The sequence below is a fragment of the Paraburkholderia sp. BGA-UO-ETr-F12 genome, from assembly GCF_059567945.1.
The window spans coordinates 1-24,807 of the sequence record NZ_JCAQOZ010000041.1; the positions used below are offsets into that span (position 1 = coordinate 1).

At 63.1% G+C, this 24,807-nt stretch carries 25 protein-coding genes; 7 read left to right on the plus strand and 18 right to left on the minus strand.

Annotated elements, in window-relative coordinates; all coding sequences use genetic code 11:
• Positions 1-285: 285 nt before the first annotated feature.
• The 8 genes from AC57B6_RS18090 to phnS form a co-directional block, all read right to left on the minus strand.
• Positions 286-846 carry a phosphonate degradation HD-domain oxygenase gene (locus AC57B6_RS18090; RefSeq protein WP_496421819.1) on the minus strand — a complete coding sequence of 187 codons (561 nt, stop codon included), beginning with the start codon at positions 844-846 and terminating at the stop codon, positions 286-288.
• A 4-nt stretch (positions 847-850) separates the two neighbouring features.
• On the minus strand, positions 851-2,302 hold the full coding sequence (phnY, locus tag AC57B6_RS18095) for a phosphonoacetaldehyde dehydrogenase (RefSeq protein WP_281663028.1): 1,452 nt from the start codon (positions 2,300-2,302) through the stop codon (positions 851-853).
• Positions 2,299-3,567, minus strand: a complete 1,269-nt coding sequence (phnA, locus tag AC57B6_RS18100; RefSeq protein ID WP_406868622.1) for a phosphonoacetate hydrolase — start codon at positions 3,565-3,567, stop codon at positions 2,299-2,301. The genes phnY and phnA overlap by 4 nt, the downstream gene beginning before the upstream one ends.
• Positions 3,568-3,621: 54 nt before the next feature.
• Positions 3,622-4,356, minus strand: coding sequence for a phosphonate utilization associated transcriptional regulator (locus tag AC57B6_RS18105; protein WP_474632045.1), 735 nt, complete (start codon positions 4,354-4,356; stop codon positions 3,622-3,624).
• An 84-nt stretch (positions 4,357-4,440) separates the two neighbouring features.
• A complete protein-coding gene (phnV, locus tag AC57B6_RS18110) occupies positions 4,441-5,304 on the minus strand; it encodes a 2-aminoethylphosphonate ABC transport system, membrane component PhnV (protein ID WP_025647680.1) in 864 nt (287 codons plus the stop codon).
• Entirely contained in the window at positions 5,294-6,235 is a 942-nt protein-coding gene (locus tag AC57B6_RS18115; protein WP_046570936.1) for a 2-aminoethylphosphonate ABC transporter permease subunit, read from the minus strand. The genes phnV and AC57B6_RS18115 overlap by 11 nt, the downstream gene beginning before the upstream one ends.
• Positions 6,213-7,313: a 2-aminoethylphosphonate ABC transport system ATP-binding subunit PhnT gene (gene phnT, locus AC57B6_RS18120; protein WP_025647684.1), complete on the minus strand. Its 1,101-nt coding sequence runs from the start codon at positions 7,311-7,313 to the stop codon at positions 6,213-6,215. The genes AC57B6_RS18115 and phnT overlap by 23 nt, the downstream gene beginning before the upstream one ends.
• 90 nt (positions 7,314-7,403) lie before the next feature.
• Positions 7,404-8,495 carry a 2-aminoethylphosphonate ABC transporter substrate-binding protein gene (gene phnS / locus AC57B6_RS18125; protein WP_025647686.1) on the minus strand — a complete coding sequence of 364 codons (1,092 nt, stop codon included), beginning with the start codon at positions 8,493-8,495 and terminating at the stop codon, positions 7,404-7,406.
• 369 nt (positions 8,496-8,864) lie between these two features.
• Here phnS and AC57B6_RS18130 point away from each other — a divergent pair, with 369 nt between their 5' ends.
• Positions 8,865-9,974: a 2-aminoethylphosphonate--pyruvate transaminase gene (locus AC57B6_RS18130; RefSeq protein ID WP_496421858.1), complete on the plus strand. Its 1,110-nt coding sequence runs from the start codon at positions 8,865-8,867 to the stop codon at positions 9,972-9,974.
• 101 nt (positions 9,975-10,075) lie between these two features.
• Here the strand turns inward: AC57B6_RS18130 and AC57B6_RS18135 are convergent, their stop codons facing one another.
• Entirely contained in the window at positions 10,076-10,831 is a 756-nt protein-coding gene (locus tag AC57B6_RS18135; protein WP_025647690.1) for a DeoR/GlpR family DNA-binding transcription regulator, read from the minus strand.
• Positions 10,832-11,007: 176 nt separating this feature from the next.
• Between AC57B6_RS18135 and AC57B6_RS18140 the strand changes: the two genes are divergently transcribed.
• Complete coding sequence (locus AC57B6_RS18140; RefSeq protein ID WP_444514790.1) at positions 11,008-12,567, plus strand: ABC1 kinase family protein; 1,560 nt, start codon at positions 11,008-11,010, stop codon at positions 12,565-12,567.
• Between the two features lie 152 nt (positions 12,568-12,719).
• The gene (locus AC57B6_RS18145; RefSeq protein WP_028199976.1) at positions 12,720-13,592 is read left to right on the plus strand and encodes a DMT family transporter; all 873 of its coding nucleotides are present in this window, start codon (positions 12,720-12,722) and stop codon (positions 13,590-13,592) included.
• Positions 13,593-13,616: 24 nt separating this feature from the next.
• Here the strand turns inward: AC57B6_RS18145 and AC57B6_RS18150 are convergent, their stop codons facing one another.
• Positions 13,617-14,666, minus strand: a complete 1,050-nt coding sequence (locus AC57B6_RS18150) for a L,D-transpeptidase (RefSeq protein ID WP_030103565.1) — start codon at positions 14,664-14,666, stop codon at positions 13,617-13,619.
• 405 nt (positions 14,667-15,071) lie between these two features.
• Here AC57B6_RS18150 and nadE point away from each other — a divergent pair, with 405 nt between their 5' ends.
• Entirely contained in the window at positions 15,072-15,932 is an 861-nt protein-coding gene (gene nadE / locus AC57B6_RS18155) for an NAD(+) synthase (protein WP_496421820.1), read from the plus strand.
• 132 nt (positions 15,933-16,064) lie between these two features.
• Here nadE and AC57B6_RS18160 read toward each other — a convergent pair whose 3' ends face one another.
• From AC57B6_RS18160 to AC57B6_RS18185, 6 genes are all read right to left on the minus strand, one after another.
• On the minus strand, positions 16,065-16,334 hold the full coding sequence (locus AC57B6_RS18160; protein ID WP_025647699.1) for a hypothetical protein: 270 nt from the start codon (positions 16,332-16,334) through the stop codon (positions 16,065-16,067).
• Positions 16,335-16,339: 5 nt separating this feature from the next.
• Positions 16,340-16,486 carry a hypothetical protein gene (locus tag AC57B6_RS18165; protein ID WP_281663022.1) on the minus strand — a complete coding sequence of 49 codons (147 nt, stop codon included), beginning with the start codon at positions 16,484-16,486 and terminating at the stop codon, positions 16,340-16,342.
• A gap of 277 nt (positions 16,487-16,763) precedes the next feature.
• Positions 16,764-17,114, minus strand: coding sequence for a hypothetical protein (locus tag AC57B6_RS18170; protein WP_183803403.1), 351 nt, complete (start codon positions 17,112-17,114; stop codon positions 16,764-16,766).
• Positions 17,115-17,232: 118 nt separating this feature from the next.
• The gene (locus tag AC57B6_RS18175) at positions 17,233-17,886 is read right to left on the minus strand and encodes a hypothetical protein (protein ID WP_025647706.1); all 654 of its coding nucleotides are present in this window, start codon (positions 17,884-17,886) and stop codon (positions 17,233-17,235) included.
• Between the two features lie 257 nt (positions 17,887-18,143).
• Positions 18,144-19,802 (minus strand): S10 family peptidase, encoded by a 1,659-nt coding sequence (locus tag AC57B6_RS18180; RefSeq protein ID WP_106353352.1) that lies wholly within the window; start codon positions 19,800-19,802, stop codon positions 18,144-18,146.
• A gap of 267 nt (positions 19,803-20,069) precedes the next feature.
• Entirely contained in the window at positions 20,070-21,626 is a 1,557-nt protein-coding gene (locus tag AC57B6_RS18185; protein ID WP_183803406.1) for a S53 family peptidase, read from the minus strand.
• Between the two features lie 303 nt (positions 21,627-21,929).
• On the opposite strand from AC57B6_RS18185, the gene AC57B6_RS18190 reads away from it, so the two are divergent.
• On the plus strand, positions 21,930-22,439 hold the full coding sequence (locus tag AC57B6_RS18190) for a DUF1993 domain-containing protein (protein WP_025647714.1): 510 nt from the start codon (positions 21,930-21,932) through the stop codon (positions 22,437-22,439).
• Between the two features lie 107 nt (positions 22,440-22,546).
• Here the strand turns inward: AC57B6_RS18190 and AC57B6_RS18195 are convergent, their stop codons facing one another.
• Together AC57B6_RS18195 and AC57B6_RS18200 are read right to left on the minus strand one after the other, a co-directional pair.
• Positions 22,547-22,867, minus strand: coding sequence for a YnfA family protein (locus AC57B6_RS18195; protein WP_025647716.1), 321 nt, complete (start codon positions 22,865-22,867; stop codon positions 22,547-22,549).
• Between the two features lie 207 nt (positions 22,868-23,074).
• Positions 23,075-23,704, minus strand: coding sequence for a LysE family translocator (locus AC57B6_RS18200; protein WP_496421821.1), 630 nt, complete (start codon positions 23,702-23,704; stop codon positions 23,075-23,077).
• 154 nt (positions 23,705-23,858) lie between these two features.
• Between AC57B6_RS18200 and AC57B6_RS18205 the strand changes: the two genes are divergently transcribed.
• Together AC57B6_RS18205 and AC57B6_RS18210 are read left to right on the plus strand one after the other, a co-directional pair.
• Entirely contained in the window at positions 23,859-24,326 is a 468-nt protein-coding gene (locus tag AC57B6_RS18205; RefSeq protein WP_028199981.1) for an Lrp/AsnC family transcriptional regulator, read from the plus strand.
• Positions 24,327-24,391: 65 nt separating this feature from the next.
• Positions 24,392-24,625: a hypothetical protein gene (locus AC57B6_RS18210; protein ID WP_028199982.1), complete on the plus strand. Its 234-nt coding sequence runs from the start codon at positions 24,392-24,394 to the stop codon at positions 24,623-24,625.
• The last annotated feature ends 182 nt before the right edge of the window (positions 24,626-24,807 follow it).

The window sequence follows — 24,807 nt, forward strand, 5'->3', positions numbered from 1 at the left end:
AGAGAAACGAGATTATGAAGAACTTTCGCTACATCGTCAACAGGTTTTTATCACTTTCTCAACCCGCTCACGTCGCTCAAACCCTTGCCACGACTGGCTCTCCCGCTTCCCCGTGCCCCGGCGTCCGGAGCACGAAAGAGCGAGATTCTAGCGAGCCGGGCACCGCCTTGCAAGCGTTATTTTGATACGCATGAATTGCGCCGGAACTGGCGCAATAAAGAAGAATGATCGGCACAACAAGTGGCCTGCCAGGCCCACCTCAGGATCAGCCGAAAACCACCTCGTTCAGGCGGTCGCGCGCTTCTGCATCGCACGTTCGACAACGCCCAGATAATGATCCAGGTCCGGCGTCGCGCGGTTCTCTTCCTTGGCGCGATCGTCCCATTTGCGCAAACGCAAGGCATCTTGCGCATAGGGCTTCTGCAGGAACGCCTCGGCCTCTTCTTTACTGAAGATTCCGCCTTGCAGTTCCAGACTGCGCACCGAATCGGCGGAAAGCTGGCCGAAGTAAGCGTCGTCGATTGCGCAGAGGCAGCGCTTGGCGTCGACGTGCAGACGGATCGGTTCCAACACCGCATCCGACAACACCGGCCGTAAGAACGGCAGCGCGAAATACTGATGCAGATCGTCGATGCCCCGCTGCGTCGGCGTTTCGCCTTGTAAATTCAGCAGATGACCGAGGTCGTGCAAAAACGCCGCGGCAACGAGCTCATCGTCAGCGCCCCCCTCTTCCGCCAACGCGCCGCTTTGCAGCGCATGTTCAAGCTGCGTCACCGGCTCGCCGCTATAGGCGAGCTTGCCGTATTGCTCGAACAACGAGCGGATGTCGTTCAGACTCAATGCCACGCTCTTACTCCCACGGTAATGAAAAGGTCTTCAGATTGGTGAAGCTCTTCATCGCTTCCTGAACGCCTTCCTTATAGCCGAGCCCGGAATCCTTGATGCCACCGAACGGCGTCAACTCGATCCGATAACCCGGCACTTCCCACACGTTGACTGTTCCCACACGCAATTCATTGATGAAGCGCGTAATCGCGTCCTGCCGGTTCGTGCACACCCCGGACGACAAGCCGAACGGCGTGCCGTTGCTGATACGAATAGCGTCGTCGAGCGTATCGAACGTGATGATCGGCGACACCGGCCCGAATGTTTCCTCGCGCACCAGCGTCATCGACGGATCGACGCCGTCCAGCACGGTCGGCGAATAAAGCGCGCCGTCGCGCTGGTTGCCGATCCGCAAGCGCGCACCGGCCGCCACCGCTTCGTTCACACGCGATTCGAACAGCTGCGCGGCGGCGACGTCGATCACGGTGCCCATCTGATTGCTCGCGTCGAACGGATCGCCGTAGGTCCAAGCGCGCGTCTTCTCCACCACGAGATCGGTGAAGTCCGCCGCGATGCTCTTTTGCACCAGCATCCGCTTGACCGCGGTACATCGTTGCCCGGAGTTTTTATACGAGCCCTGCACAGCAAGCGTCGCCGCACGCTCGAGATCGGCGTCTTCGAGCACGATCAGCGGATCGTTGCCGCCCAGCTCCAGTACGACGCGCCGGTAGGCCGCCTTCGCGGCGATATATTTGCCGATCGCCACGCCGCCCGTGAACGTCACGAGTTCGGCCAGAGGATGCGTGATCAGTTCGTCGGCGATTTCGCGCGGATCGCCGGTCAGCACCTGCAGCATGGGCGCCGGCAAACCCGCTTCATAAAGAATGTCCGCCAGATAGAACGCCGACAAAGGCACCTTCTCCGACGGCTTGAGCAGCACCCGATTATTCGTCGCGATCGCCGGCGCAATCTTGTGCGCGACCTGGTTCATCGGATGGTTGAACGGCGTGATCGCCACGATCACGCCCGCCAACGGCTCACGCTGCGAAAACACCCGGCGCTGTTTGCCATGCGGGGTGAGATCGCAGGAAAAACTCTGCCCATCGTCGCGCAAGGCCTCGATTGAGGCGAACTTCAGCACGTCGGCGACGCGGCCGATCTCGTAGCGCGAATCCTGCTTCGACAACCCCGACTCGAGCGAAATCAGATCCGAGGCTTCCTCGGTGCGCTCCCGCAGCAACACCGCGGCGCGTTCGAGAATCTGCGAGCGCTCGTAGCGGGTGAGCTTCGCCTGGTATGCGGCGGCGTATTCGAACGCCGCGCGCACGTCGTCGATGCTCGCCAAAGGGACTGTACCTACCCGCGTCCCGCTAAAAGGATCGAACACGTCGAGCGTGCGCGAGCGCGTCGCGCGCTCGCCCTTGAGCCGCAGCGCTTCGGCCCGGAATGCTGGATGGTCCCGCAGCACGGCGTTCATGATGCCTCCACGTGATTCAGGGCAACGTCGAAGATATCGAAGTTGCGCAGACGCTTGCCCGCTTTGACTGCGGCCAGTTCCTCGACGCGGCGATTGAACAGCAGCGGCACTTCCTGCTCGGAGATCCCGCCGTGCGAGCGCAACGGCACGGTCAGTCCGGACAGATCGTGCTCGTCGCGACGCGTGCCGAGCACCACATGCCGGGTGCTGACCACGACGATATCGCCCACGCGGTCGTTCGGCAGTTCGAAGCGCTCGCACGCCGCGCGATTGTCGAGCACGACTTCGATACCCGGCAAACCGCCGATCCGTTCGATCACCTGCGCGACGCTCACGTCGTGCGGCAGGTAAATCGTCGCAAATGAACCGAGCGCGCCGTGATGCACGACATACGGATCGGTAATCGGCAAGATCACGCGCGCTTTGCCGTGCCCAAGCCAATCGTCCAGCACGTCCTGCAGATAGATCACATTCGGCTCGCCGGTCTTTGGGTCGTGCTTGGCGTTCATGCCATGGTCGGCGGTCAGGCCGATCACCCAGCCGAGCGCATCGAGCCTCGCGAGGTAGCCATCCATCATTGCGTAGAACGCGTTCGCGCCTTCGGTGCCCGGTGCCCATTTGTGCTGGATGTAATCGGTGGTCGACAGATACATCAGGTCGAGCTTGCGGGTCTCAGCCAGCCGCACGCCGGCGGCGAACACGAATTCGGACAGGCCCGCGCTATAGACATCAGGCACCGGCAAGCCGACCAGATCGAGCACTTCGTCGATGCCGTTTTCTTCGCGCGTCACCTTGTCGGCTTTTTCCGCGGAGAAACAGATGCCCTTCAATTGCCAGCCGAGCAAACGGCGCAGCTTGTCTTTTGCAGTGACCACGGCAACCGCCGCGCCGGCGTCAGCAGCAGCGGCCAGCAAGGTCCCCGCGCGCAGATAAGCCGGGTCGTTCATCATCACTTCCGCGCCTTCGCCGCCGTTTGCGTCCGGATCCCAGAAGTAGTTGCCGCAAATACCGTGCACCGAGGGCGGCACGCCGCACACGATCGACAGGTTATTCGGGTTCGTGAACGACGGAATCACGCAATCGGCCTTGAAGGCCGCGCCGCCTTTGAGCATCTTGCCGATGAAAGGCGCGACGCCCGCCGCGACCGCTGCTTCGAGGTAATCGTATTCGCAGCCGTCGACGCACACCACGACGGTCGGTTGCTCGGGCAGCCGGTAGCCGCGGCCATTGACTTCAATCGTACGTTCGCTTGCGTTTTCCATCATTACCTTCCATCCGTTAAGAGCACGCGTGCTCCAGTCAATTCGTTGCAGCCGGCCTCAATCGTTCGATGCCGCCAAGGTCTGGACCGCGCCCAGCGGCCCCGCCGCCTCGCAAGCTTCACGCGCGCGCTGCAAGCCGCCGTTCACATGCGCGTGCATCAGCGCGGCGGCCTGCTCGGCGTCGCGCGAACCTAACGCGGTCAGGATCGCGCGATGCTCGGCGAGCGAGCGCTCCATCGCGTCCGCATGCACCACCAGCGCGGCGCGGCGAAACAGGCTCAACTCGCCCACCAGCCTTCGATACGTCTCATACAGCTTGCCGTTGCCCGATTCCGCCACGATCGCGTCGTGAAACGCCACGTTGGCGCGCGCGTAGGCATCGTGATCGTGGGCATCGAGCGCCGCGCGCATCGAGTCGAGCCACTCGCGCAATCCGGCAAGCTTGCGTGCGTCGATACGCGAAGCCAGCATCCGGCACGCCGCCTCTTCGAGCACCGCACGCACCGCATAAATCTCGTCCGCTTCCGCCAGCGACACCGTCCGCACGAACACGCCGCGGTTTTTCTCGGTACGCACGAGGCCCGCCTGCTCGAGCGCGCGGAACGCCTCCCGCACCGGCCCGCGCGAGACCTGCAAACGTGTGGCCCAATCGGCTTCGTTGAGCTTGTCGCCAGGCGCGAGCGCACCTTCGATGATGTGCCGTTCGATTTCGTCACGAACCAGCGCCGTCAGCGAATGCCTGCGCACGACATCGATCGGATCGACGGCAGCAGTTTGCATATATTCGGTCATTTTGACAAATTTCACCACACCGCTATGCGTTTGCGCGCCGCCGCCCGGCACGCGCACACAAACACAAGGATCAAAGGGTGCTCGTCAATCCACTCGACGGCGCGGCACACGCGCGGCAATCAGCAGCAGCGCGGCGAGCGAAACAATCAGCAGAATCAGCGACAAGGCGGAGGCCGGCAGGTAGTAACCGCGCTCCACCTGCCCGACCACGACGATCGGCACCGTCGCGAAGCCCGGCGGGTACACGGTAAGCGTGGCGCCGAGTTCACCGAGCGAAAGTGCGAAGCCGAGCGCGAGACTCGCGCGGATCGCCGGCACCAGTTGCGGCAGCACGACGCGGCGCAGCACCATCGAGGGCGGCGCCCCCAGACTGGCAGCCGCTTCGCGCAGAATGGTCAGCTCCGGACGCAGCGCAGCGGCCGCGCAGCGGTAACAGAACGGCAACACCAGCGCGAGCTGCACGAACACGACGATCGCCGCCGAGCTCGACAGGTCGAGCGGACGCTTGTGATACGCGATCAGCACGGCCAGCCCGAGCACCACGCTCGGCACGCCGTTGGGCATCATCGCGATGGTGTCGACCAGCGCGCCGAGACCGCGCCGGTCGCGGCCTTCGAGCGCCAGCGCCAGCCAGAGCCCGAGAATCGTGCCGAGCACGGCGACGCCCATGCCGACTTCGAGACTGGTCGTCAGCGCGTCGAAGTCGCTGGAGCCGAGCCGTTCGAACCAGCGCATGCTGAGACTGTCCGGCAGAATGGTGCCGGACCAGTGCCCGGCCACGCTCGAGAGCGCGACCACCAGCACCGGCAAGACGAACAGCCAGAAACACAGCAACGCGGCAAAACCGAGAAACAGACCGCCGAGCATGCGCACGGGCAGACTGCGGCGCACCGGCCGCGCCTTCTTATGCATGACCGGCAAAACGGTCGGGTCGAGTTCAACGGCCATGGCCCGCTCCTTTCACCTTGCGACGGTTGACCTGGCGGTACAACGCGTACAGGGACAAAGACATGATCAGCATCACCACCGCGCCGGCGGCGGCAGTGGGCAGATCGAGATCGACGGTCGCGGAGCTGTAGATCGCGACCGGCAGCGTGATCAAATGCGCGCTGCCGAGCACGAGCAGAATGCCGAACTCGTTCAGCGTCAGCAGAAAACACAGGATCGTGCCCGCGGCAATGCCCGGCCACGCGAGCGGCAGGATCACCTTGAACGCCACCATCCAGCCGCTTGCGCCTAGACTGCGGGCGGCTTCGATCAGACGCATGTCGAGCGTGGCGAACGAGGCCAGCGTGGGACGCACCACAAACGGCGCGTAGAACACCACTTCCGCGAGAATCACGCCGCCCACGCCGAACAGGAAATTGAGCGGCGGCGCTTCGAGATGGAACAGCTGCTGCAAGGCGATACTGACCGAGCCTTGCGAGCCATACAGAAAGATCAGCGTGAAGGCGACCAGAAACGACGGGAACGCGACGAACAATTCCAGGAAACGGGTGACCATGCGCGCGCCGGGAAACGGCTTGAAGAACAGCAACGCCGCGAGGCCAATGCCGAGCAGCGATGCAAGCCCGGCACTCACGAACAGAATCCACAACGTCGTGCCGACCACGCCGCTCGTTTCCGGATTGCTGAAAAACGTCGAGTAAGCCTGCAGGCTCAAACCGTGCGGTCCGGTGAAACTCAGCAACACCAGACGCACAAGCGGGTAGATCACCAGCGGCCCCAGCACTACGACTGCCAGGAACAGCAGGTGCCATTGCGCCGCGCGTTCGCGCCGCTTGACCGCCGCCGTGTGCGAGGCCGCGCTCGCGCTGCGGCGGGCGTCTGCAGCCGCGTTGAGCGGATTGGGGGTATCAGGGGTTGATAAGGACGACATCGTCAGCCTCATAACGCAGGGAAACACGCGCGCCCTTCTCCGGCATCATGCCTTGGCCGCGCTGCATGGTGACGAGCACCGGCTCGTTCGGCATCGCGTCCAGAACGACCGACACCGACAACACCGCGCCATACCATTCGACCGACGTAATCGCGCCGTGCAACTGCCCTTCGCCGAGCGGCGCGATACGCAGCGCTTCAGGACGCAGGCAGGCCACCCGCTCGCGCTCGTTGTAGCGCACGTCGTCCATGGGGAATGCGACCTGCGGCGGCAGCAGATTGGCCGCGCCCAGATAACGCGCGACGAACCCGTCGTTCGGCGTGTCGTACAACTGCTGCGGCGTGCCGAGTTGCGCGATGCGCCCTTCGCGCATCAGCAGCGTGCGGTCGGACAGCACCAGCGCGTCGTCCTGATCGTGCGTCACGCAGACGATCGTCAGATTCGGCAGACGCTCATGCAAGGCCTTCAACTCGGAACGCACCGAGGCGCGCAGATTGGCATCGAGCGCGGAAAGCGGTTCGTCGAGCAGCAACACGTCCGGCTCGATCACGAGCGCACGTGCCAGCGCCACACGCTGCTGCATGCCGCCCGACAATTGCGCGGGCATGTGATGCCCGGCGTCGCCCAGTTGCACGAGTTTCAACGCGTCTGCAACCCGCCGCGCGACATCTTTGGAAGGCGTGCGGCGCGCGCGCAATCCGAAAGCCACGTTGTCGAACACCGACAGATGCGGAAACAGCGCGTAACTCTGAAACAGCAGGCCGAGATTGCGCTTATGCGGCGGCACATGCGTCAGGTCGTGACCGGCAACGGTCAAGGTACCCGACAGTCCATCCGCTTCAATGAACCCGGCGATAAAGCGCAACAGCGTGGTCTTGCCGCAACCGCTGCGGCCGAGCACGGTGAGCAATTCGCCGCGCTCAATGGTCAGCGACAGATCGTCGAGCACGGTGCGCGAACCGAAGCGCACGGTCAGATGGTCGATCTGCACGCCGCCCGGCGTGTTCGAACGCGCGGCGTCGAGCGCGTCCGGTGTGGCGCCGAGCGCGCCTGGGTGAGCAAGACTGGCCGTATTCACCGGGTTCATCCTCCAACTGGATTAATGCTGATACGGCGCCCCGCACGCATGCGGGAAACGCCGCCTGATTCGACTACGAACCTGTCCTGCTTACTTCGGCTTGACGACTTCGAGTTGCTTGCCCGACGAGCCGATCACGTCGCTCTTCCAGCGTGCCGTCCAGTCAGCCTTCTTTGCCATCACCTGGGTCCAGTCCACCGGGATCAGGTGCACGCCCGCGATCGCTTTCTTGACGGCTTCGCCGTTCTTGCCGGCGAGCGGCACGTCGGTGCGGCCCGGGATACCGAAGATGTCCGGCACCTTGGCCTGCACGTCGGTCGACATCAGGTAGTCGATCAGCTTCTTGCCGGCTGCCTGATTCGGGCCGTTCTTGATCAGGCCGATCGCGTACGGCAACTGGAAGGTGGTCGGCTTGCCGTCGGCGCTGGCCGCGAGGAAGATCGGCTTGAGCGACAGACCGCCATTGGCGGCATCGTCCAGATCCATCTGCAGGTCGCCGTTGGCGAACGCGATTTCGTTACGCGAGAGCAGCACGTCGAGGTAGCCGGTACCCTTGGTGTGGAACTTGGCGCTCTCCTCGAGCTTCTTCAGATAGTCGAACGCCTTGTCTTCGCCCATCAGCGACGTGGTCAGGATGATCACGGCCATACCGTCGCCAGCCGTGGCCGGGTTCGAGTAGGCGATCTTGCCGGTGTAATCCGGGTGCAGCAGGTCGGCGAACGTCTTCGGCTGGTTCCTGGTGACGTCCGGGTTGATCGCGAACGAGAAATAGTTGTTCACGAAGGTCGCCCATGCACCGTTCGGCGCCTTGGCGATCGCCGGCACGTTCTTGTAGTTGGCGCTCTGATAAGCCTGCAGCAGGCCGGACTGATCGGCTTGCTGGATGAACGGCGGCAACGTGACGAGCACGTCGGCCTTCGGCTGGTCCTTCTCGATGGTGGCGCGGTTCACCACTTCACCGCTGCCTGCCGTGACGATGTTGACCTTCACACCTTCCTTCTTTTCGAAGGCCGGCAGCACATCCTTATAGAGGTTTTCGAGGCCGTCGGCGGTGTACAGCACCACGGCGTCAGCCGCGTGAGCCTGCATCGCCATGCCGCCGAATGCTGCCGCGGCGATCAGCGCCGGCAACAGTTTGCGTGCGAGGCCAGCCGTGGCGTGAAGGGAATTCGTCTTTGTCATGTCGCTCTCTCCGAAAGGCAAAAAACCAGACGGTCGGGATAACCCGATACCTGTTGTGATTGAACGGCGGTGCGCGCCGTGCCGCTTGCGTGTTGCCCGCAGCCAGTCGTCATGCAGTTTCGTACAGATTGCAGATTGCTGACAACTTTGCTGCTTCTTCTCCAGCCTGACCTACAGCCCACCTACGACACTCGCGCTGCCTGCCATGCCTGAACGGGCACGGCAAGGATTGCAGGTTTCCATGACAACGCCATGACTATTCTGTCGAATTCCAAAAATTGACACAATTCGCCAATAATATCCAAGTCGATCTTTTTTCGTCACCCGGTCCGGGCGACGGATATTCATCTGCTGACGGAGGCTTGTGTGATTCCTGGAAACGACCCGATCCTGCTGACCCCGGGGCCACTCTCCACCTCGCCGCAAACCCGCGAGGCCATGCTGCGCGACTGGGGTTCGTGGGACGCCGCGTTCAACCGCATGACTCACAGTGTGTGCGCCGAACTCGTGACGATCGCGCGAGGCGAAAACGACTATGTCTGCGTGCCGCTTCAAGGCAGCGGCACCTTCGCGGTCGAAGCGGCGCTCGGCACCCTCGTGCCGCGTCAAGGCTGCGTGCTGGTGCCGAACAACGGCGCGTATTGTGCCCGTCTGATCCGGATATTGCGGCGTATGGGAATTGCCTATGTCGAACTGGCGCTGCGCGAGGACGAGCCGGTCAGCGCGGCCGCCATCGAAGACGCCTTCAATCGCAATTCGCGTATCAGTCACGTCGCGCAGGTCCATCTGGAAACGAGCACCGGCTTGCTCAATCCACTTGACGATATCGCCGCGGTGTGTCAGCGGCACGGCAAAAGTCTGATCGTCGACGCCATGAGTTCATTCGGCGCGTTGCCGATCGATTTGCGGCGCGGCGGCATCGACGCACTGATTTCGGCAAGCGGCAAATGCCTGGAAGGCGTGCCGGGGATGGGTTTCGTGATTGTGCGGCGCAGCGTGCTGGAGCAGAGCGAGGGACGCTCGCCGTCGCTCGCGCTGGATTTACACGATCAATACGTCTATATGGAGAAGACCACGCAGTGGCGCTTCACGCCGCCCACTCACGTGGTCGCGGCTCTGCGTGAGGCGCTCGACCAGTTCGTCGCGCAAGGCGGACAAGCGGCGCGCGGTGCGCGCTACCAGCAGAACTACGCTGCACTGGTGAGCGACATGAAAACGCTCGGCTTCGAGCCGTTTCTGAAGTCCGAGGTGCAGGCGCCGGTGATCGTTACGTTTCACGCGCCGCGCGACCCCGCGTGGAATTTTCCGGACTTTTACGCTGCGGTGCGCGAGGCCGGCTACGTACTGTATCCGGGCAAACTCACGCAAGTGGAAACGTTCCGCGTCGGTTGCATCGGCGCGATCGATGCGAACGAACTGCATAACGCGGTGGCGGCGATCGACCGTACGCTGAAACGGCTTGGGATTCGCGTGAAGTGACGTGGAGTACCACGCAGCGCCTGATGCGCTGACGCGCATGAGGCTTTCGCTCTCATGCCCTCAGCGTGCCCGCGCTCAGGCGGCTCAGGCGGCTCAGGCGATCAGGCGATCAGGATTTGCGGCCCATGGGCGGTGATCGCCCTGCCGAGCGCCTTCTCCGGCGCCAGTTCGGTGACCAGATAACGGGCCGATTCGATGCCGTTGATGCGCACCGGCGTCACGCGCCCGAACTTCGAGTGGTCGGCGACAACCACCACAGTATCGGCAGCGGCAATCATGCGGCTGCGCACTTCGGCGGCCATGCGGCTGTAGTCGGTCAGGTAGCCGTCCGGCGAAATGCCGCCCGCGCCGATAAAGGCGAAGTCGGCGTGGTACTGCGTCAACTGGTGGACCGTGTCAAGGCCGAAAGTGGCGTCTTCGATATCCGACAGTTCGCCGCCGAGCAGCGTGACGCGATTGTCGTTGCGACGGCCGAGCAGCAGCGCGATACGCCAGTCGTTCGTATAGACCGACAGACGATGCCGGTCGAGCAAGGCTCGCGCCACCGCCTGGGTGGTACTGCCCGAATCGATGATTAGCGAGGCGCCGTCCGGCACGAACTCGGCCGCGCGCTCGCCGATCGCCCGCTTGGCGCCGGCATTGGCGGCTTCGCGCGTATCGAGGTCGGGCTCGCGCCGGTCGCTCGACAGCGCGCCGCCGTGGGTCGTGACAAGCAGACCGCGCCCGGCCAGTGCATTCAGATCGCGGCGGATCGTCTCGCGCGACACGTTCAGTTCACGCACCAGTTCAGCAACCGAGAGCGCGCCTGTTTTGGCGACTTGCGCCAGGATGTATTGGTGACGTTGTTCTGCGAGCATCTATTGAGGGCCGGAAGCCGGCACGCTTGGGTTTCGCCACGGGTGGAAGGCCGGCGTATTGTATTACGCGCGGCGCGGGGATGCTCCCCGTTGCGCGCTTACCTGCTAACCTGACTGGTCTCGCCGCGCGCCGACACCTGTCGATGTCGCATAGCAGTCCGTCAACCGAACGACCAATGCCGCCACTGTTTCGCCGCTTACTGCTGTTGTTCCACGCGTTGCGTTACGGCGCGCGCCTGATCTGGCTTGCCGCGCCGGCCGGGCACAAACTCCACTGGATGATCGAGCTGATCGGCCGCGTGCATGCGTCCGGCGGCGGCGGCGAACGCCTGCACGGCGTGCTGCCGGCGCTCGGACCGCTCGCCAGCCGCTTCGCGCAGACTCTGGCTGAACGGCCCGAACTCGCCACCGGCACGCTGCACGACGCCATCGACGCGATCGATCATCTCGAAGCCCCGCTGCCGCCCGACGAATCCGAACGAGCGCTGGCACGCGCATTCGGCCGGCCGCTCGCCACCCTCTTCAGCGCGGTCGATCTGGTGCCGGTACGCAGCGGCTTTGCCGAACAGACCCACTTCGCGCGGCTTCTCGTGCCGGTCAACGGCCATAGCGAGGTGGCCATCAAGCTGGTGCGCGCCGATCAGTTGCAACAGATCGGCGACGAACTCGCGCTGCTGCGCTGGGTTGCGCGCTGGCTGGAGAAGCTGTCCGGTTCGGCCCGCCGCCTGCAACTGCGTGCGCTGGCGCAAAGCTTCACCGACGACATCCAGCGCCGCTTCGATCTGCGCGCCGAAGCCGCCAATCTGAGCCAGACGGGTCATCACTTCGACGGCGACAAGCGCATCGTCGTGCCGACCGTGATCTGGGACCTGTGCACCAATCACACGCTGACCATGCAGCGCGTCAGCACACTGCCCGCCAGCGACCTGCCCGGCCTGCACGCGCATCACATCAAGCTCGCGCCGCTGGCCGCCCATATCGTCGAGGTGGTGACTGAACAGGCGTTCGAGCATGGCTTCTTTCATGCCACGCTCGATGCACGGCGAGTGCGTGTCAGCATCGAAGCGGACACGCTCGGGCGCCTCGTGCTCGCGGAGTTTTCGATCATGTCGAGTCTGTCGACCGGCGAGCGCGAATTCTTCGTGCATGGCGCCACCGCGCTGTTCAACCAGGACTACGGGCGGCTTGCCGAACTGCATCGGGAAGCCGGGCACGTACCGCACGACACGCGGGCCGAAATGCTCGAAGCCGAGTTGCGCACACGAGCTGAGGCGCACTTCGCCGCCGAGCCGGAAGAACGGTCGGCGGGTTCGCTGCTGCATCATTTGCTACACGCGGTGCAGCCGTTCGATGGCGCCGTGTCCGGCCGGCTTGCCACCGCACAACGCTCGTTCCAGCAAGCGGAGATGCTGGCGCGCGCGCTGCATCCGGGCGTCGATACGTGGAATGTCGCGCGCGGTGTGCTGACGGAGATTGCCCGTCGCGACGTGGACCACCGCGGCTGGATCAAACGCATCTCGCGCGAACTGCCGCATCTGGCCCATATGCTGCCGCGCCTGCCGCAACTGGCCGTGCGCTACCTGCAGCATGAGCACGATCGCACCCGCACTCCGCAGCAGAATGCCCAACTGTTGCAGGACATCGGCCGTGAATATCGGCGTACGCGTGTGCTGCTGTGGGCATGCGTGGTTTGCGGCGGCTTGCTCGGCGCGGGAACTGTATTGTTGATGTGGTGACATTGCGGCGGCGGCGGCGGCGGTAGCGGTGGACCTGCCGGCGCATGGTCGGGGCAATCCGCCACTGAGCCTCGTCCCGTGATTGCAGCTTCGAACAAGACGCGCCTCGCGTGACGCGGCAAGATGGCGGTTTTTTACGTCACCTCTCTCCGATGCTTGTTTCCGCAATCGCCGCCTTATTCGTCGTGTTGTGGTCGACCGGTTTCGTGGTCGCCCGGGCGATCACCCCTTATGCCGATCCCAATCTGTTCCTGCTTGCGCGCTTTGGCGGCACCGCGCTGATATTCGCGCTTGCCGCGTTCGCCGCACGCGCCGCGTGGCCGACTGGACGGGATCTCGGCAAGCATCTGCTGGCGGGCGCGCTGCTGCAAGGCGTCTACCTCGGCGCGGGTTACTGGGCCGTCGCGCAGGGCTTGAGCGCCGGTGTGATGGCTTTGCTCGGCGCGCTGCAGCCGCTCGCAACGGCTGCCGTCGCAGCGCCACTGTTTGGCGAGCGCCTGTCGCGGCGCGGCTGGGCCGGCATGGCGCTGGGACTCGTCGGCGTCGTGCTGGTCCTCGAACCGAAACTCGCCGCGGCTGCGCCGGCCACCCCGCATGGCGACGCGCCGCCCTGGCTGGTCGTGCTCATCTCGATCGTCGCAGTCGGCGCAATCACAGCCGGCACGTTGTTTCAGAAGACTTCGCTGGCGAAGGCCGACATCCGCAGTGCGAGTGCCGTGCAGAATTTCGGCGCGGCGGTGGTTGCGGCGATTCTTGCGCTGGCGCTCGGCGAGCATCGCTGGATTGCGTCGGCTACTTTGTGGGGGTCGCTTGCGTGGGGCATCGTGATGCTGTCGGGGATCAGCGTCACCTTACTGGTGTGGATGGTCAGGCGCGGCGACGCGGCGCGCGCCACCGCCCTGATGTTTCTCGCGCCGCCGCTCGCCGCGCTCGAAGGGTATGTCGGCTTCGGCGAAACACTGCTACCGGTACAGATCGCCGGATTCGGGGTGGCGTTGGTGGGCGTGCTGCTGGCGCGTTCGTGAAGGTTCGAGCGGCACGCCCGCGGCTCAATCCGCCGTGTCGGCGCCGGCCGGCACTTTTGCGCGTACCTTGCTGCCCGGCGCCGGAGCCCAGCCCGGACGGCTCTTGCGCTCCGAATCCACCACGACGATGTAGCGCCCCGCCCATGGCGTCACCTGGCGGTCGCTCTTCAACACCCACAGCGATTTGCCGGACTCGACCAGCGCGGCGTATTCAGCGTCGAGAATGCCGTAGTGGTCGATAAAGGCATTGAGCGACGCGGGAATCCTCACGCAGCCCTTCGAATGGCGAATACCGAGTAGCGGCTCGAGCCGGTCCGGGTCGGTGGCATGCATCTGGAAACGCATCTGCGACATGCCGCCCTTGCCCCAGCCCCGCTCGCCCTGGGCCCAACCCAGGTCGAAGATTCGCATGTCGCGCTTGCCGTAGCCACGGATGTGGTTCTCGTTCAGCGTGCCTTCCGAGCGGAAATCCATGTTTGACGGCGTATGCTCGAACACGCCGAGCGGCGTGATGAAGTGGTCGTACTCGCCCGGCCGGCCCGTTGAGACCGGCGACGCGCCGATCATCTGCCAGCTATCCGCCGGGGTGGCCCGGAAATAGATGAACAGCGCCTGAACGTTGGCATTGCGGTCCACCATCACGACATACTCACCCGACAGATTGCCGAGCGTGTGCTCGTTCAATGCCGTTTGCAGGCGCTCGGCGTAGGCGCGCTGCTCAGCAGCCGGCACTTTCAACCGGCGTGTTACGTCTTGCGCGAATACCTCCCGCAGCAGCAACGCCCGACGCGGATCAACCACGCCGCCCGCGTCGGGCGCGGCGACGGCCGACGCGTCAACAGCGGGTGCCGGGCGCTTCGCCGCCACGGATGCCGGTGCCCGGGCGGATGCCGCGCCTGAAGCGGATACTGAAGCGGAAACTGAGCCGGCAACTGAGGCCGTACCCGACGCCGCGAGAGCGACGCTACATGACAGCGCGCAAAAAGCGGCGCCCAACGTACGCGTCAAATAGCGCACGGAAAGAACTGCGCGCGCGAAACGCGGCACAGAGACTAAATCCGGCTTACACACCATTAGAGTTAGACGATCTGCCGATGTGGAAGTGCTACGGTCCGTTGCAGACTGGCCAGGCCGATTGGAGTAGTTCATCGCGTATTTGAGCAAACCTGATTATTATTGACTGCTCGCCGGCTCCTGCGGCGCTCGGAACCAGGATGTTACTAAGCACACCGGCACCTGTCGATGAAGAATCGGCCGATTCATCAATATCACTGTATTGACCGTCAATATTCAGCAATTCGCGTAGCGGTTTAAAAGCTGCGTAATGTAAATTTAACGCCGATATTCGCGATTTAACCGCGAGACCGATTTGTCACACCATGCCCGCACGGCCGTGCCGTGCGCGGGTGATGACTTGTGCAATCCGCGCGAGCGTCCATCGTCGACACTCGCGCTACCGTATACCGAGGAAAGAGGACTATGACGCAACACGATTCAGGCGCACGCCAGGCAAGTATCGCAGCGGAAATGCACATTGCTGCCGAATTCGACGCCGCACAGGAAATCGAGCGCCGGGTCGCCTTTCTGGCGAACTATTTGCGCACCAGCGGCCTGAAAACCTACGTGCTCGGCATTAGCGGCGGCGTCGATTCGACAACTTCCGGGCGGCTTGCACAACTCGCGGTCGAACGGCTGCGGGCCGAGAATTATGACGCGCGCTTCATCGCGATCCGTTTGCCGTACGGCGTGCAGAAAGACGAGGCCGACGCGCAGCAGGCCTTGAGTTTCATTCGCGCGGATGAAAATCTCACCATCGATATCAAACCCGCCGCCGACGCAATGCTCGCCGCGCTGGATACCAGCGGCCTGCGATTCAACGACGACGCCCAACAGGATTTTATCCACGGCAATATCAAGGCGCGGCAGCGAATGATCGCGCAATATGCGGTGGCCGGCGCGCGTGCCGGCGTGGTGATCGGCACGGATCACGCGGCTGAGTCGGTGATGGGATTTTTCACGAAGTTCGGTGACGGCGGCGCCGATGTGTTGCCGCTCACCGGGCTGAACAAGCGCCGAGTGCGGGCACTCTCCAAAGCGTTGGGCGCGCCGGAAGCGCTCGCGCACAAGGTGCCGACCGCCGACCTCGAAATGTTGCGCCCACTACGGCCAGACGAGGACGCATATGGCATCCCGTACGATGATATCGACGACTTTCTGGAAGGCAAACCGGTAAGCGCCGCCGCGCGCGAGACGATCCTGCGTTTCTACGATGTCACGCGGCACAAGCGGGCGTTGCCCTACACGCCATTCGATTGGCCGGTGAAGACAGGCGGGGAATGACAGACGCGATGTAAAAACGGCTATGCGGCGAGGATGCGCGTTAAAAATGCGCCAGTCGCAGCGCATTCTCTTCACCTGGAGCCGTTCGAAGCGTTTGAAGCGTTCAGTAAGCGCGGCGCAGTGGCGACAGGTTCAGTGGGCAGGCGGCGACGTGTCGTCGCTGAACAGATCCGCACTCGCCTCGAGTGCGAGGCCACCCAGATGCTTGCCGTGAATCTGCCGGGCGATTACATCGCCCACATACGGCACGTTCGCGTCCAGTTCGACAGTGGCGTAGGCGCCGGGTTTGCCGGCGTCGACCACCTCGACGCTTTTCGCGTAATGCCCGAGTTCACGTTTGAGGAACTCCTGCACTTCCTGCGCGCTGCACGATTCCGCGATATTGCGCACGATCAGGTTCATGCCGCCTACCCTCGACGCGCGTTACGATCCGCGGCATGCACCCGCACCGGATGCAGCGCCGCGCGCTGTTTCGCCTGAGCCGCCGCGAGTTGGCGGATCAATGCAGCGCCGGCCGCGGCCAAAGCAGCCAATGACAGATAGAAGGCAATCATTTAAATCTCCCCTTCGAATTTCGTCCTGTTTTCAGGATAGCCACAATCGACGACAAAAGCGATGCGACACGATGTCGTAAAAAACGGACTTTAAAACGTCCGTTAATGCACTGTACCTGAATAAGCGGAGATAAAAGTAGCAAAACACATGTTCATTCAGTGGTGCAAGCCCGGTAAGCGCCAGTAGCGGACACTGGACGCAAAAACCGGGCCGCGACACGCATCGCCGCCGGCATCCTGCGGGGGACGTGTGCAAAGGGCGGGCTGGTCGTCGAGATCAGTCCGCCGCTTGCACGTTGGCCGCGCTCACCCACCATGCATTCTTGCCCTGCGGCACGTGAACCAGCACGGCGGAAGGATCGTCAACGCCATCGTCGGCGATTTCACACACCGCGAGGCCGTCCGGCAGGTGCTTCACCTCGCCCGCCGCCTGGAACAGCGCGACGCGCTGCGCGTTCAACGGCCGCAGTTGCCGGTACACGTCGAAACTGATGGCCGCGGGCACGTCGCCGCGAATCTGCAGTGACTCAGCTTTGCCGCAATGCGCGGGTTCGGCAGCGAACGCCGCGGCGCTGCCGGACAGACAACCGAAAGCCAGCACCAGTGCGGTAAGGCGTGAGTAGATCATGGTGATTCTCCGAGAATAAGTTGGGACAGCGCGCGGCTGATGGCACGACTGAATACGTCTGAATGAACGGAATGAACGGAATGAACAATCAGACCGGAGCGCGCGGAGGCAGACAACCTCATGGCGCGCTGTCGCGACCTTCGCTCCGGCCGTTGCTGTCGCCGGTCGCGACGTCGAGACGGCTCACGTCGCAAGACGTCTGGCTGAAGCCCGAGTAGATCACCGACCAGTTACCGACAATCGCCGCTTGCGCCTCCGCGAGACCCAGCTTCCCTTCGCAAACGCAACGTTTGAGCATGACCGCGGCGCGTGCCTTGCGACGCTCGCCCTGCGGGCCCGCCCACGGCAGGAGATCGAGATTGGCGGGGGCGTTCGGCGAGCCGCCAAGGACAACCGGCACGCGCCTGTCGAGTGCAAAGGCCGGGCCGTTGTCAGCCTCGATGCCGCGCGCGGCAAGCATGCGGTCCTTGTGAGCCATCAAATCGGCGAACGGCGGAGCGACCATGTCGGCGTAGCCGGGTCGGCAAATGGTTTCGCCGATTGACTCCTGCGTAACGCGCTCGTCGAGCATCCCCGCGTCCTGAGCCCATACCTGACTGGCGCGCAGTGCGAGGACGGCGGCACAGCCGAAGAGAATCGCAAAACGCACCTTGCGGGCGGGACGCGCGGCGCCACACCGGCGCGTGAGCGCCGACAGAGTCGCCTGATATGTCCTGCTGGTTGCGTCGCTGTAAAGAGTGATGCAACGCCTGTCTGCAATGCCTGCGTTCATTCGTCGGCGCGCCGGGAGCGGCGCGCAATAGTTCAATTCGCAGACTAATTAAAACACATTCAATATTCGAGTGTGAAAAGGTGCACAGGCGCAACAGGGTAAAGAGGCGTTCCGTTGCGTTCGCAGCCGTCTGCCGACGCTGTCTTGCCGTGCACGAATACACGTTGATACACACTGCAAGACAGCGCCGAATCACCAGGCGAATACACCGCCTCCGCCTGCACACCGCTCACGCGCGGCGCCGGCGGCAAGCCAGGTCAACCAGGCCTCGCCACCCGAGCCTGCAAGGCACGGATCCGCCCGATCGCCTGCGTATTGGACACGGTTGCGTCATACATTTTGGCGAGATCCGCTTTGAGCGCGGTACGCGACCCGCCGTCGAGATAGACCATATGCCCCGACGGATAAAAACGCGCCGACAGATTCTGCCGTACCTGCTGACTGACCAGCGGCATTTGCTGCAGATCGATCACGGTCTGATAGAACGGCGTGACATAGTCGAAGAAACCATTCGCCGACAGCACCTTCAGATCGGGGTTCAGCGCCATCACGGCGGCCAGATCGCCGGCGGTGTACAGAATCACGTTGCCCTTCGCATCGAGCCCCTTCTGCGCGCCAGTCGGATCGATATGGCTGAAGTCCCAATACTGGAATGCCTGATCGTTGAGGTCCGTGAACGCCGAATTCGACGTGTACTTCAACTGCTCGTTCAGATACACGTTCCACATCGTCGTATAGACGCCGGTCACCGCCGTCATGGTCGGATCGTTGCCGCCCGAGTTCGGGTCGATCTTGCCGGCGATACCGGTATTGATCGCCGTCACACGCCCATCATATTCGCCGAGCGCGAGACCTTGCGCTTTCAGCAAGCTGGTCAGAAACAGCGAATTGCCGCGACTGTCGTACGACGCGATATCGAGGCTCCAGGCGAGCAGCGTAGTTTTGTCGATACCGGTGTATTCGCTGAGCTTTTCGACGGTTGCGGAATCCGTAGTCGGGAATTTACGCAACGCTGCCAGATAGTCGGTGCGAGCGAATTGGGCGACTTCTTCGGCAAACGTGCCGAGGTCGGTCGGCCGCGGCGCGATGCCGAGTTTCTTGTGATACCACGCGTCCGCAGCGGCCGTGGGTAATACGCCGACCGGGTTGCCGGATTGCGTGTAATCGAGAATCGACGATTGCAGCGTGATGCCATTCAGATCGACACCGTCTTCATGCAGCCGGTAGGCCAGTACGCAACTGCGCGCCGTGCCGTAGGACTCGCCGAACAGATACTTCGGCGAATTCCAGCGATTGTTCTTGGTGAGAAACCGTTTGATGAACTGTTTGATCGAGTCCGCGTCCTGGTCGACGCCCCAGAAGGCCCGGTTCGTCTTCGGCGCGATGGCCGCCGAGTAGCCCGTGCCGACCGGATTGATGAACACGAGGTCGCTCTTGTCGAGCAGACTGTCCGGATTGTCTTCCATCGAATACGGCGCGGGCGGCGTAAAGCCCGGCATCGAGGTCTTGATGCGGCGCGGCGCGAATGAGCCAAGCAGCACGAACACCGAAGACGAACCCGGGCCGCCGTTGTAGAAGAACGTCACCGGGCGGGTCTCTTCCTTCTGGTTGTCCTGCGTGAACGCGACGTAGAACATTTTGGCTTCGGGCTGCGAGCTGCTCGGGTCGACGATCACGAGGTGACCCACCGTCGCCGTGTAGTTGATCTTCTGGCCACCGATGGTCGTCGAATGATGCGTAATCGCGGCGGCTTCAGTGGTATCGGTGACCGAATCGTCCGGCCCGTTGCCATAAGCAACCGGATCGAAGAACGGCTGATCGGCTGTTTTGTGCGACGCGCCGGTGGCCGTTGCGGGCGAAGCGTGAGTGCTGTGTGACGACTGCGGACTAACGGAAGCTGACTCGGTGTTCGTCATGATCGCTCCATGGGTTCGTTAACCTCTTGATCTGTCTCGATGCGTCTCGATGCGACTTGAATTTTCTCGCTGTCTCTGTTTTTCCTGATGCGTCCTGGCTGCCCTGATGTCCCTGCTGTGTCCAGCTTGGCCAGCGTCTCCTCAAGTCCCGCACTGTACTGCCAGCGGCCTGACCGCGGCGCACCGCGAAACCGACGCGGATAGCCGGTGAGCACCCGGGCCGATAATCCACCGGGCGCCATCCGCAACAATCCGCGAGTCTTCAGACTATAGTGCGGCCGCCACCTTCTGACCATTGGGGCTGCCAAGTCCCGTGCACGCATCCCAGCCCGGCGACGCGGCGAAGCTGCCGTTGTTGCCCTGAGTAATGTCATTGAGCGCGCCCGGCGCCTTGTAAAGCTTCGGGTTGATGAAACCCGCCGGCTGCCCTTTCGCCGCATTGATCCGCGCAATCAACGCCGCCCATAGCGGTGCCACCGCGCTGGTGCCGCCGACCACCGTTTGCGTGCCGTCGATCAGCACGCTATAGCCGGTGACGGGCGATGCATCGCCGGCCACGTCCGGCACGCCGCGCCCGCTGAGCGCCGTTTTGGCGCCGCGCGACGAAGTGGCCGACAAGCCCTGCTGCCACACGGGGACCGGAAACGCCCGGCTCACGCCGCCGCCGCTCGCGCCGCCTTGCGCGCCGTCGTTCCACACCACCTCGTGCGTAATCGAGGTGCCCGACGCGGTCAGGTTCGTGCCGCCGCATGCCAGCACGTAGGGGCTCGCGGCCGGAAAGTCGACCTGATCGCCGCCCGACCCGTCGCTCGAACCGCTATCGCCCGACGCCGCGCAAACGGTCACACCCAAAGCCGCCGCCGTTTGCAGCAGGTTGTTGAATGCCTGCAACGACTGGCTGGTCCAGCTCGACTCCGGGCCGCCCCAACTGATCGAGATGACCGAGGGTTTGTTGGTGGTGTCATGCACCGCGGTGCTCACCGCGTCGATGAAGCCGGCGTCGCTGTTCTGTGTGAAATAGACCGCGATCCTGGCGCCCGGCACGATCGCACCCACAATTTCGATGTCGAGCGTGACTTCGCCGTCGGGCCCGTTCGGGTCGCCGCTCGGCTGATTGCTGCCCTCGTCGACACCGACCGATGTCACCTTCGGTGAAGCCACGCCAAGGCTGGCAAAGTAACTCTTGAGGTCGGATGTGCTGTACCCGCCGCCGAGTTCGATAATGCCGACGCATTCGCCGCTGCCGTCGCCCTGCGGAAACTGATACAGCGAGGCGAGCTGCGGCGGCGTAAAGGAAACCTGATGCCCTTTAGCCGGTTGAAACGGCGGCCGGATGCGAAAGTGCGGCCGGGCCTGGGGCCGGTTATCGAGCCCGAGCACGGCTTGCACGATGCCATGCAGATCGTCCGGCACGCTGATCGTGCCGGTGCGGCCGCGGAACTGGCCCGCCGTGTGGTGCTCGTAATGTTCCAGCTTGACGCCGAACGCGGTCTGGAATTGAGCGATCGTGCCGCTCAGCAATACCTGGCGCGCCGCCGGATCTTCCCGCACCACCGTCAAGCCGTGTGCGACGGCAAAAGCTTTGACCTTGGCGATGTCGTCCGGCGCGGCGCCGTATTCTTTTGCAAACGCCTCACGCGAGAGCGGCTTGACGCCTGGGTCACCCGCTTCGATCCTGCTCATCAGTGCGTCGAACTGCGCCTGCCGCTGACGGCGCAGTATTACGAAAACTTCGATCCGTTCAGCCGGATTGCATTGCCCAACAACCGTCGAACCTTGCACTGCCGTTCGCTCGCTTCCCGGCAGAGGTTGTCTATTGACCATGGTGTCGATTCTCCTGTTAGCGTGACGGCGTGGGCCACAAGGCGGCCCCACGCACGGCACGCGTCTGCACGAATCCGCCGCATGGCGACCGGCAGCGGATCGCTGTTTCAAGGACTTCGCCAAACGTCCGACCTATGCATTCGACCACAGTTCCGGCATCCGTGGCAGTTGTCCGAATGGCTAACGCCGGGTTGGATCAATGCGCATCGTGCGGCACCCGCGCTATGATGCTGAAGCGGCAATCCAGCCGCCGCAACGCCTCGCACGCCACGCGCGCGCACGATCGAAGAATCAGAGGAACCCATGTCAATTTCGATGTATCAAGCCTCATTGCCCGTGCTGGTGCGCGGCATGACTAACCTGCAAGTCATCCTCGGCAAGGCCGAGGCGCACGCTGCCGAGAAACAGATCGACCCGTCCGTGTTCCTGAGCGCCCGGCTCGCACCGGACATGCTGCCGCTGGTGCGCCAGGTCTATATCGTGAGCGACACGGCGAAGGGTTGCGCCGCGCGTCTCGCCGGCGTCGAAGCGCCGAAGTACGACGACGTCGAGCAGACTTTCGACGAACTCGATGCCCGCCTTCAAAAGACGATTGATTATCTGAAGGAATTCAACGCCGAACAGATCGACGGGTCGGAAGAACGTCCGGTCACGCTGAAAATGCGTAATGGCCCGATCGAGTTCACGGGCTTGTCATATCTGCTCGGTTTCGTGTTGCCGAATTTCTTCTTTCACGTCACCACGGCGTACGACATTCTGCGTCACAACGGTGTCGAACTTGGCAAGCTCGACTACCTGGGCGGCATCAGGTAATACGAGCGAATCGGCCATTGTGCGAACGCCGCGCGTCTTCCAGACAGGTCGCGCGCGGTCACGCGTCGGCAAAACAGGACCCACGTGTGGGCGCCGCAGGAAGCGGGTCAAACACGCGGCTGGAAAGCGATGATCGCCATGCCGGCCAGTGTGAATGCCACGCCGGCCGCGTCCCACAGCGTTGGGCGCACTTTGTCGACGCACCATAGCCACGCAATCGCCACCGCCACGTACACGCCGCCGTAAGCCGCATACACACGGCCTGCGGCGGTGCCGTGCAGCGTCAGCAGCCAGGCGAACAGGGCCAGGCTTAGCACGCCGGGAACCAGCAGCCAGATGGAGCCCCCCTCCTTCAGCCAACGCCACGGCAAATAGCACCCAACGATTTCGGCAACGGCGGTCACGGCATAAAGCAGAAAAGTTTTCATCGAACGGGTAGAAGCAAATAGTTGTGTTGCCGCGAGACGATGCGCGGCAGATTATCGACTTTTATAAACTTTATTAACACAACCATTTTGCGCACGGGCATGACGCGTGCGACGCGCCGCGCAGCAGATACCTGTTCGCTACCGGTCGTAAATATCGCGCCGTCCCGTATCGGCCTCTAAGTCGGCGTCGGCAAATCCGGCAATCAATCAGTCCAGCGAGAGCCGCAACGCAAAGCCGATCAACGCCGCTGAGAAAGTCCAACGCTGCAGTGTCTGCGCGAGAGGATGAGCCCGCATCCAGCTGGCGATGCGCGCCGCGCCGATCGCATAGATGGCGTCGAAACATACGCCGATCGCGAGCAGCACCAAACCCAGCTCAACCATCTGCAGCGCAACCGGTCCGGCCTCAGGACGCACGAACTGCGGCAGGAGCACCGAGCAGAACAGCAGCGCTTTCGGGTTCAGCAGATTCGTCAGCAGGCCCTTTACGAAAGCGGCCCGCAACGGCTGCGATTCGCCACCCGCCACACCACCTTCAGGCAACGCAAATACGGGCGAGCGGAAAATCTGGACGCCGACCCACGCGAGATAAACCGCGCCGCCGTAGCGCACCACGTCATACAGCCAGGGCGCGCTGCGCAACAGTGCCGCCACCCCGCATGCCGATAGCGTGACATGCGTTGCCCGCGCCACACCCAGCCCGCCGGCCGCCGCGAAGCCACTGTGCGCGCCACGTCCGATGCTGGTTTGCAGAATCAGCGCCATATCAGGTCCGGGAATCGCGTAGACGACGGCCAGCGCAGCGATATAGACGATCAGAAGGTGTGCGGAAATCATAGAAACCTCTTGTTTTAAGGGCTCTATCTTGCTATCACCGACGGAGAGTTTTCTGGCGAAATACAGAGGTGCAGGATGAAATTTTGGCGGAATGCGCTAACATCTGCGTCTCCAATCATGTTTTCCGCTAACGCACCGTAAATGGCCTAAAACCATGACACCTGAGCTCGACAAGACAGACCGCGCGATCCTCGCCGCGCTGCAGAACGACGGCCGCATGTCGAACGCGCGGCTGGCCGAGACGGTCGGCCTAAGTGAGACGCCTTGCGCGCGGCGCCTTAAGCGCCTCGAAAACGACGGTTATATCGACCAATACCGCGCGATGCTGTCGCGCGCCGCCCTCGGCCTCGGTGTGGTCGCGTTCGTCTACGTGCGTTTCGCCGTGCACGACCGCGCGGTGGCGACCCGTTTCGAGCGCGAGGTGCAGGCTATTCCGCGGATTCTTGCGTGCCACAACGTGTCGGGCAGCGCCGACTACATCTTGCAGGTGGTCGCGCGCGATCTCGACGACTACGGCACGTTCATGCGCGACGAGATGCGTAGCCTGCCGGGCGTGACGTCGGTGGAATCGGCCTTGTCGCTACGGGAAATCAAGGCTAACGGCGGCTTGCCGCTGTCCTGAACGCGGACGTGGCATAGTCACCCATTTGATACGGCGCGAGCCGACCAGACGAGCACGGAGTTCTCATGGATCACGAAAAGGCGAGAGCCGAAGAAACCGCCGCGATGGAGCGTGTATTGACCGCGACCAAACGGGTGCAGGCGGCGTTCGCGTCGCTGCAATCGCAATTCCCGCCAGCCGGCAGCGGCCAGCCTTCGCAGTTTGCGCTGCAAACCTTCGACGCCGCGCTGCAGGAGCTTGAAGACGCGCAGGCAGCATTCGACGAAATTCTCGGCGATCTGCTTGACGGCAATCGTTGAGTGACATAGCCGGTCTGTTCACTGCGTAGCTGCGGCGTAACACGCGGGCGATGGCCGTCTTCAGTTTCCGCTGGGACGGCCATCGCGTTATCTGGAGTCGCGAGGCGGACTTGACCGTTAGTTGCGTATTGAGGTTCGGGATACGAGAATCCCGCAAAGCCGAACCCACCCTCCCCAGCCCG